Annotated in this window: 13 protein-coding genes and 1 pseudogene; 9 read left to right on the plus strand and 5 right to left on the minus strand. The window is 72.6% G+C overall.

The features are described 5' to 3' along the window. Positions 1-47: 47 nt before the first annotated feature. Both IE248_RS11745 and IE248_RS11750 read right to left on the minus strand, forming a co-directional pair. Positions 48-407 carry a DUF6204 family protein gene (locus IE248_RS11745; RefSeq protein WP_073798645.1) on the minus strand — a complete coding sequence of 120 codons (360 nt, stop codon included), beginning with the start codon at positions 405-407 and terminating at the stop codon, positions 48-50. A 142-nt stretch (positions 408-549) separates the two neighbouring features. Beyond that, positions 550-928: pseudogene (locus tag IE248_RS11750) on the minus strand (VOC family protein); the annotation flags it as partial. 95 nt (positions 929-1,023) lie between these two features. On the opposite strand from IE248_RS11750, the gene IE248_RS11755 reads away from it, so the two are divergent. From IE248_RS11755 to IE248_RS11775, 5 genes are all read left to right on the plus strand, one after another. Beyond that, a complete protein-coding gene (locus IE248_RS11755; RefSeq protein ID WP_008742316.1) occupies positions 1,024-1,530 on the plus strand; it encodes a GNAT family N-acetyltransferase in 507 nt (168 codons plus the stop codon). Between the two features lie 144 nt (positions 1,531-1,674). Then, the gene (locus IE248_RS11760) at positions 1,675-2,673 is read left to right on the plus strand and encodes a hypothetical protein (protein WP_190030670.1); all 999 of its coding nucleotides are present in this window, start codon (positions 1,675-1,677) and stop codon (positions 2,671-2,673) included. 62 nt (positions 2,674-2,735) lie between these two features. Beyond that, entirely contained in the window at positions 2,736-6,764 is a 4,029-nt protein-coding gene (locus IE248_RS11765; protein WP_229895262.1) for an AAA family ATPase, read from the plus strand. Between the two features lie 6 nt (positions 6,765-6,770). Next, positions 6,771-7,937, plus strand: a complete 1,167-nt coding sequence (locus IE248_RS11770; protein WP_190030671.1) for a trypsin-like peptidase domain-containing protein — start codon at positions 6,771-6,773, stop codon at positions 7,935-7,937. Continuing rightward, entirely contained in the window at positions 7,937-9,016 is a 1,080-nt protein-coding gene (locus IE248_RS11775) for a trypsin-like serine peptidase (protein WP_190030672.1), read from the plus strand. The genes IE248_RS11770 and IE248_RS11775 overlap by 1 nt, the downstream gene beginning before the upstream one ends. Before the next feature lie 8 nt (positions 9,017-9,024). Here IE248_RS11775 and IE248_RS11780 read toward each other — a convergent pair whose 3' ends face one another. After that, positions 9,025-9,417 carry a hypothetical protein gene (locus IE248_RS11780; RefSeq protein WP_008742322.1) on the minus strand — a complete coding sequence of 131 codons (393 nt, stop codon included), beginning with the start codon at positions 9,415-9,417 and terminating at the stop codon, positions 9,025-9,027. A gap of 363 nt (positions 9,418-9,780) precedes the next feature. Then, entirely contained in the window at positions 9,781-10,698 is a 918-nt protein-coding gene (locus IE248_RS11785; RefSeq protein ID WP_008742324.1) for a MurR/RpiR family transcriptional regulator, read from the minus strand. 222 nt (positions 10,699-10,920) lie between these two features. Between IE248_RS11785 and IE248_RS11790 the strand changes: the two genes are divergently transcribed. The 4 genes from IE248_RS11790 to IE248_RS11805 all read left to right on the plus strand — a co-directional run bounded on the left by IE248_RS11790 (position 10,921) and on the right by IE248_RS11805 (position 14,558). Continuing rightward, the gene (locus IE248_RS11790; RefSeq protein WP_073798650.1) at positions 10,921-11,748 is read left to right on the plus strand and encodes a PP2C family protein-serine/threonine phosphatase; all 828 of its coding nucleotides are present in this window, start codon (positions 10,921-10,923) and stop codon (positions 11,746-11,748) included. Between the two features lie 45 nt (positions 11,749-11,793). Continuing rightward, the gene (locus tag IE248_RS11795) at positions 11,794-12,747 is read left to right on the plus strand and encodes an MASE1 domain-containing protein (protein ID WP_073798651.1); all 954 of its coding nucleotides are present in this window, start codon (positions 11,794-11,796) and stop codon (positions 12,745-12,747) included. A gap of 138 nt (positions 12,748-12,885) precedes the next feature. Continuing rightward, complete coding sequence (locus tag IE248_RS11800; protein ID WP_073780002.1) at positions 12,886-13,734, plus strand: S1 family peptidase; 849 nt, start codon at positions 12,886-12,888, stop codon at positions 13,732-13,734. A 146-nt stretch (positions 13,735-13,880) separates the two neighbouring features. Beyond that, a complete protein-coding gene (locus tag IE248_RS11805; RefSeq protein ID WP_073798652.1) occupies positions 13,881-14,558 on the plus strand; it encodes an HAD family acid phosphatase in 678 nt (225 codons plus the stop codon). Between the two features lie 75 nt (positions 14,559-14,633). Here IE248_RS11805 and IE248_RS11810 read toward each other — a convergent pair whose 3' ends face one another. Further along, complete coding sequence (locus IE248_RS11810; protein ID WP_190030673.1) at positions 14,634-16,679, minus strand: M36 family metallopeptidase; 2,046 nt, start codon at positions 16,677-16,679, stop codon at positions 14,634-14,636. Between the last annotated feature and the right edge of the window lies 1 nt (position 16,680).

Here is a 16,680-nt window from a genome sequence, read left to right on the forward strand (position 1 = left end):
AAGGGTTCCCCCCACTCATGGTGGCGCCGCACCGGGACCGTCGCGCGTCAGCCGTCGGCGCGGGCGGCTTCCCTGCGCCCGCGCTTGCCCAGCGGTGCCTGGGAGAGGTCCTGCGCGGTGGACCGGAGCTGCTTGAAGCCGTACCCGCGCGTGGTCAGCCACTCCTCGGCGGCGAGCTCGGCGCGGGCCGTGGCGTCGAGGAGGTCCTCCTCGGCCTCGCCGGAGTCCAGGAACCGGAACACGAAGGCGGGCCGGGCGGCGATGTCGTACGTGAGGTGGCCCTCGGGGGTGAACGCCGCGTGCAGCATGTCGTGGTGCGGTGCCTCGCCGAGCAGCTCGGCGTGCTGCTCGGCGGTGAGGGAGTCGAAGGAACCGCGGACGGTGATCCGGAAGGTACGGGTGCTCATCCGGGGAGCGTAGGCCGCCCGCGGCCCGCTCCGCACCCGGATTTCCCCCGGTCCGGGGGCCGGGGGGCTGACGTTCAGGCGGCGGTTTCTGTCGCGGTTTCTGTCGCTGCCTCGGCCTCGGTCCCCGTCTCGGTCGTAACCGAGACCGCGGCCGCCCGCTCGGCGGCGCTGCGCTCGACGCAGAACTCGTTCCCCTCGATGTCGGCGAGGGTGGCCCATCCCGAGCCGTCGGGCCGGCGCCGGTCCGCGACGAGCGTGGCGCCGAGGGCGAGCAGGCGCTCCACCTCCTCGTCGCGGCCGCGGTCCGTCGGCCGGATGTCGAAGTGGATCCGGTTCTTCACCGCCTTGCCCTCGGGGACGGCGATGAACAGGAGCGAGACGCCGTCGCTCTCGACCAGCGCCTCGGGGTCGCCGGGCAGGTCGTCGGCGCCGATCCTGCCGTCCAGCACCTCGGCCCAGAAGGTGGCGAGCCGGTAGGTGTCGGCGCAGTCGATGGTCACGTGGTTCACGGAGGATGCCATGACCGTCACTGTGCCGTGCGAGCGGATGATCTTCCAAGGGGTTTCGACGGGAATACCCGTCGAGGCGCGCCCGGGCCACCGGCGACAATGCGCGCATGCGTATTCGATCCGTACTCATCGGCGAACTGCCGCTCCTCCAGGACATCGAGAGGGCCGCCGGTCTGTGCTTCCGCGACGTCGGCATGCCGGAGGTCGCCGACGACGAACCCCTCCCGCTCGACGAACTCGCCGGCTACCAGCGGTCCGGGCTGGCCTGGGTCGCGGTCGACGACGCGGACGCCCCCGTCGCGTACCTGATCGCCGACCGAGTCGACGGCAACCTGCACGTCGAGCAGGTGTCGGTGCACCCGGACAGTGCCCACCGCCGGATCGGACGGGCGCTGCTCGACCATCTCGCGGCCCTGGCCGCGGCCGAGGCGGTGCCGGCCCTGACCCTGACCACCTTCGCGGAGGTCCCGTGGAACGCGCCGTACTACGAGCGCTGCGGTTTCGAACCGCTCGACGAGGCCGCGCTCGGCCCCGGCCTGCGCGCCGTCCGCGCCCGCGAGGCCTCCCACGGCCTGAACCGCTGGCCCCGGATCTGTATGCGCCGCACCCTCTGACGCCGGCCCTCGCCCGCCCCGGACCCCGAGCCGAGTTGAGCGGTCAACCACCTGCCGGCCGCCCGCGACCGACTGGCGGCCGGTGCGTCGCGGACCAATACTGGCTGTGACCGGCATCCGTGCTGCTACGGCACGGGAGGAGCCATGGAAGCCAGCGACGCCAGAGTCGTCTACGTGCACGGCAACGGGAACAAGGTCCGCGAGGACCTGCTCAAGTCCCAGTGGGACACCGCCCTCTTCGGCGCCGACATGGGCGCGGCCACGCGCATGGCGTACTGGGCGCCCCTGCGGTATCCGGCCCCGCTCTCCGATGCGGGGGAGGACCCCATTGACGGAGGGCCCGGCGGCCCCGTGGGCTTCGAGGCACCGGACGCGCCCGCCGCCGAACCCCCCGACGCGTTCATCGCGCGGACGCTCGCCGAGGCCCGCCTCGACGCCACGCTCGGCGGGGCGGAGGGCCTGGTCCCGTCCGCCCCCGGCGCCACCGGCGACCCGGCGGAGGCCGAGGCGGCGCTCGGCGACTGGCTGCGCGACATGACCTACCTCGGGGACACCCTCGCGGAGGGCGAGTCGGCGAACACCGTCCCCGGCTCGGACGCCGGGCTGGAGGCCCTCCCGCTGCCGAGGGCCGCCCGTACCGCCGTGTTCCGCCTGCTCGTGGAGCACACCTTCAAGGACGTCCACGGGTACTTCTTCGGAGGCGCCGGTCCCGCGATGCGCGAGGTGTTCACGCGCGCGCTCGACGCGGTCGCCGTCCCGGACGGGGGCGCACTCGTCGTCCTGTCCCACAGCCTCGGCACGATCATCGCCTACGAGGCGCTGCGCGAGCGGCCGCGGGACGTCGACCTCCTCGTCACCGTCGGCTCGCCGCTCGCCATCACCGAGATCCGGGACACCCTGTTGCAGCCGCCCGCCGTCCCCGCCGGGGTGGCGGCCTGGTGCAACGCCTCCGACCCGCGCGACCTGGTCGCCCTCGACCACACCCTGCGGCCCGAGTACGCGCCGGTCGAGCTCGTCACCGACCACCTCGTCACCAACGACAGCGGGAACCACCACGGCATCCGCGAGTACCTCTCGACCAGGCCGGTCCGCGATCCCGTTCGCGCGGTGTTCGACGGCCTTGCCAGCGAACAGACCCAATGAAACCATGACAAGTAGCAGTCACTCCGTCTGTCACCCCACGAGGGTGGCCGGGTAGGTGCGGTATGCCGCTCACCGATACGGAATGGGGCCTCGTCACCACCTGGGTGCGTGACTACTTCCTCGACACCCTCGACCCCCGGGAACGGCTCACCCAGTCCGATTTCTCCCCGGAGTTCATCGGTGACCTGCCCCTGACCAACAAGAGCGGCCCGAACGCCGTCACCCTCGTCCACGCCGCCCGCCGGGACATCGGGCTCCAGTGCCACCTCCTCGGCGCCCTCGTCGACCTCGACGAGCTGAGCGTCCTGGAGGCCGGAGCGGAAGCCCGGCGGTTCCTGGACCGGCTCCTCGAAGACGCCCGGGTGCACTCCTCCACGCAGGACCACTTCCTCGCCACCGTGCTCAGGAACGGCACCGAGGTCTTCATCGACCGCGCCGAGCTGCGCAAACGGCTCCGGGAGTTCCTCGCCGACCCCGAACAGACCGTGCTCGTGGTCGACGGGGAACCCGACAGCGGCCGCTCCTACACCTACAGCCTCCTGCGCTACCTCGGCCAGCACTGCGGCTTCCGCCCGGTCCGCGTCACCCTCTCGCGCACCTCGACCGCCGACCAGGTCGTCCGGCGGCTCGCCGAGTTCGTCGGGGACCCCGGCGCGGGCAGCGGGCCGTACGACCCGAGCCGGCTGAACGACCGCCTGCCGTCGGTCGAGGACGCCGTCCACCGCATCGTCAGCCGGGCCACCACCGCGGACGAACAGTTCTGGCTCGTCCTCGACGAGTGCGACCTGCTCGACGCCGGCTCCGACGTGTGGGACTGCATAGGACAGCTGGCCCTGGCCATCTACGACCGCACGGCGAAACCGGGGGAGACCCTGCCCCGGCTGGTGCTGCTCGGCTATCCGACGCAGCGCCAACTGCCCTACTACGTACGCAAGAACGTCTGCCGGGACACCGCGCGCGCCGTCGGCCCGGAAGACCTGCGCGGGTTCTTCCGCGCGTTCTTCCAGGAGACCCCGGCCCCGGCCCCGGCCGCAGGCGCGCCCGCGCCCGGCGAACTGGTCGAGGTGGCCGTCCCCGCGATCCTCGACGCGGCGCGCGGCCCCGGCGACGACAGCTACATGCGCAAGCTCTGCACGGCCTGCGAACAGACCGTCCGCCTCTACCGCGAGCTGGGCCCGGGCGAGGCCTTCGCCACCCGCCTGCGGGCCGAACTGCTCGCCGCCGCCGAAGCACCGCCACCGGACGTACCGGACACCCGCCGGGCGTACCGCGAAGCCGCCTGCCTGCTCACCGGGTTCGACCCCACCCGGCTCCGGCTGCCCGGCGAGAGCGCCGCGGCCGGCGGCGCGGCCCTGGAACTCGTCCACGAATGCCGGACGCTGAGCATGAGCCCGCACACCACCTGGGCCCTCAAACAGGAAGTCCGGGACGCGGCGCTGCGCGGCCTCGCCGGACCCGGAGCCGCCCGGCTCGTCCTGGAAGCCAACCTCGACCAGGTCCCCGAGGGCCCCGGACCCGAACGGACCGCCCTCGCCTACCTCCACGGCAGGCCGCCCGCCCTGGAGCGGCAGGGCGTCGACGAACTCGCCGACACCCTCCAGGCCCTGCTGTGGCTCTCGCGGATCCCGGGAACGACCGGCCTCCCCGACCCCGAACACGTCCAGCGGCTGCTGGAGCGCGCCCGGCTGCTCCAGCCGCTCCAGCGCCTGGTCCAGGGCTCCTTCTGCGGGCGCGCCGAGGAACTGGAGCAGCTGCGCCGCTACGTCGGGCCGCCCTCGGACACCGAGGAACCCCCGCTGCTGATCCACGGCATGGGCGGCATGGGCAAGAGCACCCTGCTCGCCCGGTTCCTCCTCGGCACCCTCCAGGACCCCGCCGCCGCCCCCTCCGCGTTCCCCTTCCCCTTCGCCTACGTCGACTTCGAGCGGCCCACGCTCTCCGTCCACGAACCGGTCACCCTGATCGCCGAGATCGCCCGGCAGCTCGGCACCCAGTACCCCGGCCACCGGGCCGCCTTCGACGCGCTGGCCGGCGCCTGCGAGGAGACCGCCCGCGCCCAGCGCCAGGAACAGAGCCGGATCGACGAGCTGTACCAGCTCTCCACCACCCGCTCCGGGGTCGGCCGGGGCGCCGCGGAAGCCTTCCACTCGGCGGCGCGCGACCGCGAGAGCGACCTCGTGCGCCGCGTCGCCGAACTCCTCGTCCAGGCGATGGCCCTGCCGCCCGGCGCCCCCGCACCGCCGCTGGTCATCGTGGTCGACTCGTTCGAGGAGGCCCAGTACCGCGCCTCGCCCGCCCTCGGCCGGGTCTGGGCGATCTGGGCCGCCCTGCAACGGGCCTACCCGCGGCTGCGGTGCGTCGTCGCCGGCCGGGCGCCCGTGAACCACCCGGCGCGCGCCGCCGAAGTGCGCACCATCGAACTCGGCGACCTCGAACCGGACGCGGCGGTCCAGCTCCTGATGTCCTGCGGGGTAGGCAGCGAGGCCGTCGCCCGGGACCTGGCCGAACGCGTCGGCGGCCACCCGCTCAGCCTGAAACTGGCCGCGCGGGCCGCCCAGGAGGCCGGCTCCCTCAGCGGACTGGTCGAGAGCCTGCCCCCCAGGCGGCACCACATCCACCACAAGGTCGACCAGATGCTCGTCCAGGGCATCCTCTACGACCGCGTCCTCAAGCACATCGCCGACGACGAGGTGCGCGCCCTCGCGCACGCCGGCCTGGCCCTGCGGGTCATCACCCCCGACCTGATCCGGGAGGTGCTCGCCGGACCCTGCGGGCTGCGGGTGGACACCCCCGACGAAGCCCGCCGCCTCTTCGGCGGGCTGGCCCGCCTCGACCTGGTGGAACCCGCCGGACCCGACGGCGTCCGGCACCGCGCCGACCTGCGCGCCATCATGCTGCGCCTGTCGGACACCGCGCGGACCGACCTCATGCGCGACGTCGGGCAGCGCGCGGTGGAGCACTACGCCGCCCGCGAGGGGCTGGAGGCCCGGGCCGAGGAGATCTACCAGCGGCTGCGCCTCAACGAGGACCCGCGCTCCGTGGAGCAACGCTGGGAACCCGGCGTCGAACGCTTCCTCGACAACGCCGACCAGGACATGGCCTCCCGCTCGGCGGCCTTCCTGACCGGGCACCTCGGCGGGCACACCCCGGACCAGGTGCTCATCGACGCCGACCAGGAGGACTGGGAGAGGATCGCGGCCCGCGAGGTCGAGGACCTCCTCGCCCAGGGCTTCACCGACACGGCCGCCGCCCGGCTCGCCGAACGCCGGCCCTGGACGCCCGGCAGCCCCCTGCACGCGCTGCTCGTCGAGACGCTGGCCCGCAGCGGCCGGCGGGCGGAGGCCAGGGCCGCGGCCGAGGCGGCCGTCGACCGCGCCGAGGAGGCGGGGAGCACCGACGTACGGCTCGACCTGCTGCTCCTCTCCGCTCGCCTCGCCGAGGAGGACGGCGATCCGCGCGCCGCCGAACGCGACCTCGTGGAGGCGGAGGACATCGCGACCGCACTGGGCCGGGACTTCGACGCCATGGGCGCCATGCTGCACCGGGCCCGGCTGGTCGCGTCCCCCGGGGCGGGCTCCGACATCGACCGGCGGCTCGCCCTGCGGCTGCGCGGGCTCACCGACGAGGCACTGACCGAACGGCCCGTCCTGGTACGGGCCGTCGCGGCCGAGGTGTGCCGGGAGGACCCGGTCGCCCTGGACCACACCCTGGAGGTGGTGGGGCTGCCGGACACCGACGACGCGGCGCTCGAAGCGCTCGCCGTGTCGATCGACCACGTGGTGGCCCGGGAGCCCGGGCTGCGCCTCGCCCTCGCGAGGATCCTGGAGAACGCGGCGTCCGGCACGTCCGATGCCTCTCAGGAGGCCCTGCGGTCCACGGGCCCCACCCACGTCGGCATGAGCGGGATCCTCCGCGCGGCCCGCGCCCGGGGCACCCTCGACCGGCTCGCCCGCAGACTGCTCGAACTCCGCGACCAGAGCGGCGAACTCGTCTCCGGGGTGGCGAGCGCGATGGGCGCGGGCGGCTCCGGGAACGGGCCCCGGGGGGAACAGCGGCCAGCCGAAAGGAACGGCCCCCGAGCGGCGGCCTGAGCGAGCATGAGCCACGCCTACCTCCCGAGCGAAGAAGTGGTCCGGCTGTCCGACGCCGCGCTGGAGGCGGGCCTGGCCGATCCCGTGGTCCGCACCCTGCTCTTCGACGGCATCATGCCCAAGTACCGGGGCACGCTCCCGCTGCTGGCCGCCCCCGGCCTCCAGGTCCGCTCCGACCTGAACGCCATGAACCGCGTGGAGCGGCTCGTCGACGGCTCGGTACCGCTGGAGGTCTGGCTGCGCAACGCCGTCGCCCAGACCGTCGCCGCCGACCCGCTCGCCGTCTTCCAGCGCGCCCTGGACGAGGTGGCGCGCAACGCCGCGGGCGAACCCGACGTACCGGCCGGGCCGGCGGAGGGGGAGACCAAGGAGGAGGTCGTCCACCACGACGACACCGTGCCGTTCGAGTTCCTCCAGGGCGGCGCCCTCGCGGGGCTGTCCGTCGCCCGGATCAAGGTTTCCCCGTACCAGGCGGGCGCCCCGCTCCAGCCGAACGGCTACCCCCACTCCGGGACGGGCTGGCTGATCGCCCCCGGCCTGCTCGTCACCAACCACCACGTGGTCAACGCCCGGACCCGCAGCGCCACCGAGCTCACCGCGGTGGCCCCGGACGACCTGCGGCTCCAGGCGCGCGGCTCCCGCTCCCGTTTCGACTACGGGGCCGACGGGACGGAGACCGAGGAGGTCACCGCGAGCGAGCTGGTGGCCTGGGACGAGGGGCTCGACTACGCGATCCTGCGCCTGAGCGACCAGTTGGCGCGGCCCGCGCTGCGGGTGGCGACGGTGCCGCTGACGGTGGACCGGGAAGAGCCGGTGGCGGTCAACATCATCCAGCACCCCGGCGGCCTGCCCAAGCGCGTCGCCCTGCGCAACAACCTGGTGTACGAGACGGACGGGGACGACGTGCGCTACTTCACCGACACCCGCGGCGGCTCCTCGGGATCGCCCGTCTTCACCGACGACTGGAAGGTGGTCGCGCTCCACCGCGGAACGCGGCGCGTCGAGGACGTCAGCTTCCAGGGGAAGACGACCGCGTTCGTCAACGTGGGCACCCAGATCAGCAGTGTGCTGCGGCACCTGGAGCACACCAGCCCCGAGGCGCACGCCGAGATCACGGCCGCCCAGACGGCGCTGGCGGCGCCGGCGGAGCGCAGCCGGACGGAGGTGGCGTGATGAGCGGCTCTTCCCCGGTGGCGACGGGCGCGGCGCAGGTCTTCGGAGACCTCCGCGAGGTCGCCGACCGCGTACGCAGGGGCCTGGACGCGGAGATCCCCGAGTCCGGCGAGGACCTTCCCCCGGACCTCGCGGCGGCCGGGCAGATCGGCCGGTTCGCCGAGCGGGAGCGGGCCAGGGTGCTGGGCGCGGGGGTCAGCGGGCTGGAGAAGATGGCGGCGGGCCGCGAGGACGAGATCGACGAGGAGGAGTACTTCGGCGTGGAGGCGATCGTCCTCCTCGAAGGCCGGCCCGCCATCCTCGTCCAGGGGCAGGACTTCCCCTCGCAAGCGGGCGACTGGGCGGTGCTCGACGGCGAGCGGGAGGGGATCCGTACGTCCATCGCGCGCGTCGGCCGGGTGGAGGTCGAGGGGCACCCCGGCCTGGACTGGCTCGGCACCGCGTTCCTCGTCGGCCCGGACGTGGTGATGACGAACCGGCACGTCGCCGCCGAGTTCACCCGGGGCGACGGCGAGGGATGGAGCTTCCGGCAGGGCATGAGCGCCCGGCTGGACCTCGCCGAGGAGCTCGGCGGCGGGAGCGGCGCGGGCCCGGGCGGGGACACCGGCGCCGAGGCGTTCACGTACGGGATCACCGAGGTGGTGGGGATCCACCCGCGGGTGGACATGGCCCTGCTGCGGATCGGGGCGAACGGGAACGGCCCGCCCGCGGCCCCGCTCGCGGTGGCGGCCGAGCCGCCCGCGGACGTATCGGGCCGGCCGGTCTACGTGATCGGCTACCCGGCGGCCGACGGCCGCCGCAACGAACCCGAGGCCATGCGGCGCATCTTCATGGACGTCTACAACGTCAAGCGGCTCCAGCCCGGCATGACGACGGGACTGGTTCCGGGCGAGTTCACCGTGAAGCACGACTGCTCCACCCTGGGCGGCAACAGCGGCTCCCCGGTCTTCGACCTCGCGGACCACCGCGTCCTCGGCCTGCACTACGGCGGCCGGTACGGCCTCGGCAACTTCGCGGTCCCGCTGTGGGAACTCCAGGGCGATCCGCTGCTGAGACGCGCGGGGGTCAACTGGGTCTGACGCGGGCGCTACTGCTGGCGGCGCCGGCCCCCGCCACCGTTGACGAGGAGCGCGTCGCCGATGAGGCGGACCCCGCGGGCGAGGCGGCCGAGCTGTTCCAGCTCCACGGCGTACATGCGGATCGTGTTCTCGATGATGCCGTCGGTCACGCCCATCGAGGGCAGTTCGGCCCTGCTGGTCTCCAGCGCCACCCGCACCGCGCGCATCTCGTGCTGGAGCTGCAGCTGTACGTGCCGGGTGAGGAGCACGGGGTGGCGGGTCAGCATCGAGTAGCCGGCGTAGCGGGCCGGGAGCAGGTCTCGGAGCCAGCGGGTCGCGGTGCGCTCCCAGTCGTGCGTCCCGGGCGCCTTGACCTGACAGGGCCAGTCCGGGCTGAGGGTGTGAAGGACCGTCGTGGGCATTCCCGTCGCTTCCGAGAGGTGTCGAACTCTGATCGAGACGTTGGTGTGGCGGCCTCGGCCCAGGGGTTGACCGAGGCCGCCAAGAGCGCTCTGGTGGATCCGGAAGCCGGGACGGAACACCCGTGCGGGACGTGAGGAGGAGCGTCACGCTGAGCGTTTGTACAGGAGTGCGTGGGGTCGCTCTCCTTGGCATCTGCTGGATCCGGCGCGCTGCCTAGTAAACATATATACCGTCGAGTAGACAAGCGAATGAAAAATTACATACCCGCCCGAGGCGTGAAAGTGCCTGGTCAAACCGGCGGAAAGCGACTTTCAGTGGCCAAAATTTTCGCCGGGAAAGGCCTGGAAAGGTCTTGAAACGTCCTAGAGGAAGAAACCGTGCTGATCGGCGACCTGCTCGTAGCCCTCCAGCCGCGCCTGCGTCCGCTCGGGGTCCGCGTCGGCCATCGCCTGGAGCAGGGCCGCCGAGAGCATGCCCGGCGCCGCGTACGAGTCGAACACCAGCCGCGCCCCCGTGGCGGCGGTCAGCGCCACGTCCGCCTCGTCCACCAGGGGCCCCAGGGTGGAATCCGTGATCAGTACGATCTTCAGCCCGGCACTGCGGGCCGCCTTCAGCGCGCTCAGCGTCTCCTTGGCGTGCCGGGGCATGGCGAACGCCAGCACCCAGGTCCCGCCCGCCTCCCGGGACTGGAGCAGCGCGTCGTACGCGACGCTGCCTCCACGTGTCACCAGGCGCACATCGGGGTGGATGCGCCGGGCCGCGTACGCGAAGTACTCCGCCAACGACACCGAGATCCGCAGGCCCAGCACCGTCAGCGGGACCGACCGGGCCAGCTCGCGGCCGATGTCCAGCACCTGATTGGTGTCGGCCAGCAGCCTGCGGACGTTCTCCAGGTTCTCGATCTCCGCGTCCACGGCCGCCTGGAGCTCGTTGTGCCGGAACTGCTCACGCGTCTCGGGGGAGCCCGCGACCTTGCTCAGGGCGATCGGCTGGAGCGCGTCCCGCAGCGCGGGATAGCCGCTGAACCCCAGCGACGTGGCGAACCGGGTCACCGACGGCTGGCTCACACCGACCCGCTCCGCGAGTTCGGTGATCGAGAGGAAGGCGGCCTCGGTGAGGTGGTCGATCAGGTACTGGGCGATGCGACGCTGCCCGGGCGACAGCCGATGGCCGTCGAAGAGCGCGCGGACCCGGTCGCCCGGAACGGGCTCATGGTCCGGCGACTGCGCACTCGGCGTGATCGCAGCCGCCTGTGCGCGTGCCTGCTGCCCCGATGACACCGGCGGGCCTCCCTCTCATGCCACTCATCCTCAAACATAGCTCACGCGCTGTGGCCGACCGACCAAACTCCGCTGTCGTCCGCACCGGTAAGGCATGCATCACCAGGGCGTTCTCCGACCCGCCGAGCGGGCTGAGCGGGGCACGCCGGGCGCAAATATGATGAGCGTGCGCCTTCCCGGCGGTGACGCCACAGGACGACCGGGCGCACCTGGGAGCGGTCCATGACCCCGCGTCGTCACCAGCGGTCGGCGAGCGCCGACGACCTGCTGACCACGCTTGGCCTGCTCACCGCCCAGGCGCGGGCGGGAGCGGAGCTCCAGCACGCCCGCGTGGAGCTGGCCTCGGCCCTCCAGCGCGAGATGCTGCCGGCCTCGCTGCCCGCCCTGCCGGGGCTGCGCACCGCGGCCCGGTACGCGCCCGCCCGGGACGGCCTCGACATCGGGGGCGACTGGTACGACGGCTTTCCGCTCCCCGACGGCACCGTCGCCTTCTCCATCGGCGACGTCCAGGGCCACGACGTGGAGGCGGCCGCCTTCATGGGGCAGGTCCGCATCGGGCTGCGCGCCGTGGCCGCCGCGGCCCCGGACCCGGGCGAGGTGCTGAGCCGGGCCAACGACCTCCTCCTCTCGATGGACCGCGAACTCTTCGCCACCTGCAGCTTCCTCCGCTTCGACCCCGCGACCTGGGAGCTGGAGAGCGCCCGCGCCGGCCACGTACCGGCGGTCTGGGCCACGGCCGACGGCGAGTACGGGATCACCCTGGACGACGGCGGACTGCCCCTGGGCATGCTCACCGGGTCCGGGTACCCCGTCACCCGGCGCCGGCTGACGGCGGCGGGTTCCCTGGTCCTGCTCACCGACGGCGTGGTCGAGGGCCCGTCGTTCCCGATCGAGGTCGGACTGGAGCGGGTGCTGCGGGTGGTCAGGGAGGCGGCGGGCACCGACCCCGACGAGCTCGCCGCCGAGGTCATGCGGGTCGCGGACTCCACCGGGCACTGCGACGACGCCGCCGTTCTCGTCCTGAGCCACGAGGCGGCGGCGCCCCGATAGCGCGTGTCACGCCCCGTCCGCGGGCGCGCCCTGTTGTCTGATGCTGTGGTGCGCACCGAGGGAAGGCGACGTCTCGTTGGAACTCTTCTTCGGATCCTCGCCGTCGCGGCCGCCTACTACGTGTCCGGCTGGGTCGGCCTGACCCAGCGGGTGGTCATCGACGGCGCGGCCGTCACACCCCTGTGGCTGCCCACCGGGATCGCCCTCGCCTGCCTGCTGTGGATGGGCCCGTGGGTCTGGCCGGGGATCACGCTCGGCGCGTACCTGGTCATCGAGGGGCTCGCGGGGATCGACCCCGCCGACATCGCGATCCTCGCCGGGAACACCCTGGGGCCGGTGTGCGCGTACGCGATGCTGCGCCGGGCGGGGTTCCGCCTGGAGATGGACCGGCTGCGGGACGGGATGGCGCTGGTCTTCCTGGGCGGGCTGCTGCCGATGCTGCTCAGCGCGACCGTCGGCACCTGGACGCTCGTGCTCACCGGGGACCTGCCGCTGGAGCGGTTCTGGCCGGTGTGGGCGGCGTGGTGGGCCGGTGACGCGATGGGCGTGCTCGTGGTGACTCCGGTGCTGCTCGTGCTGCGCCGGGCCCGGATGCCCGAGGACACCTACCGGATGGCCGAGGCGGCGGCCCTGGCGGTCACCGCGGTCGTGGTCACCCTCGTGGCCACCAGGAGCACCCTCTCGCTCCTCTTCCTCGTCTTCCCGCTGCTGATCTGGGCCGCCGTGCGCTTCCAGCTCGCCGGGAGCGCGCCGTGCGCCCTGTTCGTGTCGGTCCTGGCCATCGGGGCGGCCACCGACCGAGCGGGGCCGTTCGCCCGGCACACCCTCTTCGAGATCATGGTCAACCTCCAGGCGTTCAACGGCTGCGCGGCTCTGACGGGGCTGCTGCTGGCCGCGCTCGTCACGGAGCAGAACAACATCCGCCTGCGCATCGAGCAGGCGTGCGAGGACCTGGCCGAGGTGGTGGCCCGCCTCATGCCCGGCGCGCCGCGGGACTGACGGCCGGCTTCCCCGCTATCCGGACCGGACGGTCCGTCAATCGAGCACGCCCTCTTGCCAGTTGGGCCTGGGGTCCTAACAATGCGCATGACAACCGAAGGATCTTCGGTCGTATCCGTCATCAGAGGGGACCCCCACATGAACAAGCCTCTCGCCGGCGCCGTGCTCGGCCTGCTCTTAGCGGGAACGGCGACAGTCCCGGCGGCAGCCTCGGCGCCCGCACCGCACGACCGGGCGGTCGCCGCCCCGGCCGTCGCGGTCAACTTCGCGGGAACGGTCGCACTCAGCAACTGTTCCGGCTCCGTCGTGCGCATGCCGAACTCCCAGGCGGGCGACCCCGCGCTCGTGCTCTCCAACGGGCACTGCCTGGAGACCGGCTTCCCGGCCGCCGGCGAGGTCGTCAAGGACCAGCCGTCCAGCCGGTCGTTCTCCCTGCTCAACTCGGCCGGCTCCAAGGTCGCGACCCTGCGGGCGAGCAAGGTCTCGTACGCGACGATGACCGACACCGACATCTCGATCTACCAGCTCACCAAGTCGTACGCCCAGATCCAGAGCCAGTACGGGATCAGCGCCCTCACCCTCAACGACACCCGCCCCGCCCAGGGTTCCGGGATCAAGGTGGTTTCCGGGTACTGGAAGCGGATATACAGCTGCAACGTCGACGGGTTCGCCTACCGCCTCAAGGAGGGGGAGTGGACCTGGAAGGACTCGGTCCGCTACACCTCGGCCTGCAACACCATCGGCGGCACCTCCGGCTCGCCGGTGGTCGACACGACGACCGGAAAGGTCGTCGCCGTCAACAACACCGGCAACGAGGACGGCGCGCGCTGCACGGACAACAACCCGTGCGAGGTCGACGCGAACGGGAACGTGACGGTCCGACGGGGCATCAACTACGCCCAGGAGACCTACATCATCGTCCCGTGCGTGGGCCCCGGCAGCGTGATCGACCTGAACCGGCCGGGCTGCACCCTGCCCAAGCCGTAGCGTTCGCGGCCGTCCGCCCCGCCGGGGGCGGGCGGCCTTCACCCCGTGTCCATCAAAAATTTCCTACCGACCAGTAGACATCCGGCCGTGCCCTCCCGAGTCTTAGGCGTGTTCACGCCAATCCTTCGACCGAGGAGCCACCCCCCATGAGCCGAAGCCGTACCCGGGCCACCCGTACGGCCGGTGCCGTCGCCGCGGCGACCGCCGTTCTCAGCCTCGTCGTGCCGACGGCCACCGCCCAGGCCGCCCCCGCCCCCACCCCGGCGCCCGCCGCGCGGTCCGCCGCCACCTCCTGGGCCCCCGGCGGCAACGCCGCCATCCTCGGCATCGACTACGGCACCTGGCTGCGCGACGTGGACGCCGTCATCGACGTCGCCCGCCCCTACGTCGAGCAGCGCATCGCCAACACCCCCGCGGGCCAGAAGCCGGCGATCGTCCTCGACATCGACAACTCCTCGCTGGAGACGGACTTCCACTACTTCTGGACCTTCCCGACCCCGGCGATCGCCAAGGTCCGCGACCTGGTCCAGTACGCCCACTCCCGCGGCGTGGCCGTCTTCTTCGTCACCGCGCGCCCCGGCATCATCGCCTCGCTGACGCAGTACAACCTCACGGCCGTCGGATACCCGGTGACCGGCCTCTACGTCCGCGACCTGCCGGACCTCTTCCAGGAGGTCAGCGCCTACAAGACCGCCAAGCGCGCCGAGATCGAGGGCCGCGGCTACACGATCATCGCGAACATCGGCAACAACGCGAGCGACCTGGTCGGCGGCCACGCCGAGCGGACGTTCAAGCTCCCGGACTACGGCGGCAAGCTCTCCTGAGCCCCCGCCCCGGGCCCGCGCCCTCCTTCCCGGCCGCCGTACGGCCGCCGGGAAGGAGGGCGCGGACCGTCCCGGCTAGTCCTCGGAACCGGCCGGCGGCATCGCCGTGCCGCTGCGGCAGCCGGCGAACGACGCGTTGGGGCTGAAGGCGTCGAACCCCATCCCGAACCGGGCGAAGGCCGCCCAGGCCCCGGTCCGGACCACCTTGTACTCCTCGTCGGTCAGGGCCCGGCCCTTCATCGCCTTGAAGGCGGCGAGGACCGCGTCCCGCGCCGTGAGGAACGACGGGTTGCGCGGCGTCAGCTTCAGCCCGTCGACCACCGCCTGCCAGGTCAGCCGGTAGCCGCGCTCCTTGTTGCCCAGCGCCGCCGACGTCGAGCGGGTCAGCTCCATCAGCGCGGCGCACCAGATCTCGCCCACGTTGTGGATCTCCGCGTAGTCCAGGTCGGCCCTGCCGTCGCCGGGCACCTCGCCCCGGCGCTTGCCGATGTCGCCGAACCTGCCGGGGTACCGGCTGTCGTACGGGCGCTGGCGGATCCCCTTCGGGCTGTCGACCACCCAGTTGCCGAGCACCACGCGCTCCTCGGGGCGCGAGAAGTTGATGATCGTCAGGGCGAAGTAGTCCCCCCAGCCCTCGCCCATCGAGGTCGACTGCTTCTCGCGCAGCCCGTTCGCGTCGGCCATCCCGCCGACCAGACGGTTCGTCACCCCGTGGCAGAACTCGTGGTAGACGACGTCCCCGTCGTTGGCGGTGTGCCGGCCGGAGCGGGAGACCAGCCCCATGTTCATCTCGGCGGCCACCCCGTCGGCCCGGGTGGCCATGTTCGCGGTCCCCGGCACCGGCCCCGGGTGCGCGAAGGCGAGGACGGGGTCCGCTCCCTTCCCGAGCCCGGTGGGGTTGACCGTCTGGAAGTTCCCGAACTCCTCCGTGAAGCCGAGCATCATGAAGAAGTCGTGCATGTAGTTGCAGAAGTAGAAGATGTTGGTGACCAGGTGCTCGGGGGTGTTCACCAGCGGGTCGAAGACGCCGTCACCGCCCGCTCCCACGCCGACCTCGAACGGCAGCGCGTCCTCGCCGGAGGAGGCCCGTACGTTGTTGCCCTCGGTGGCCACCGTCCCGTTCGCGGGCTTCGTCCAGGCGTCCGGGAAGCCCGGCGGCAGGGTGTCGGGGACCAGCGTCGGATAGTCCGTCAGCGGCGGCGGGAAGGTGACCTGGGCCAGGTCCCCCTCCATCGGGTTGTGCCGGAACACGGTGCCCGCGATCGCGTGGTTCGTCGCGTCGTAGAAGTACAGGATCTCGGGCGCGGCCGGGTCCGCCGTCCGCGCGTCCGCCTCCACGAACGCGTGGTACTGGACGAGCAGGTGCTCGCGGGAGAAGGTGAAGAACCAGGCCAGCCGGGTCTCGCCGCCCATGTACAGATACACCAGCCGGGCCGGGACCGCCTCCGCGAACGGCCCCTTGGCGAAGGTCACGGGCCGGTTGTTCTCGGGCTGGACCGACAGCCGCTCGAAGCCCCCGGACACGTCCAGCGCCGGGAGCTCGTCGCTGCCGAAGGGGCCCGTGATCGTGCTCGGCGCGGCCGCCTTCGCCGCCGCCACCCGCAGGGCCGTCTCGGCGGAGACCACGGGAGTCACCGGCAGGTCCGGCGGCACGCTCACCGTGTCGCCGACGACCCGGTCCACCGTGCCGTCCTCCAGCAGCCACACCTTCGGCGCCATGCCCCACACCTCGATGCCGCCCAGCATCTGCTGGAGGCTCACGACGCGCACGCCCGCGCTCGTCGCCGTCACCGACGGGTCGGCCTCGAACTCGGCCGGCTCCTCGGCCGCGAAACCGATCGCCTCCGACACGGAACGGACGTAGTCCTTGGCCTGCGCGATGTAGAAGCTGTCCGGGAGCGGCGCCGCCGACGGTGCGCTCTCGAAGGCGGGCGCGCCCTGCGCCCTGAGCTCCCGCAAGTGCCCCGTGAACCGGTTCACCTTGTCCCGGTCGGCGATCAAGGTGTGCTGGACCTCCTCCGCGACCCTTTCGGTGTCGTCGAGGAAGCCGTCGGCCCCGACCACCTCCCGGAACCGGTCGTAGGTCATGTCCCGCCTGTCGACCAGGGTGCTGCCGCTCATG

Origin of the sequence: Streptomyces goshikiensis (assembly GCF_014650555.1) — a bacterium.
In the GTDB taxonomy this organism is placed as follows: domain Bacteria; phylum Actinomycetota; class Actinomycetes; order Streptomycetales; family Streptomycetaceae; genus Streptomyces; species Streptomyces goshikiensis.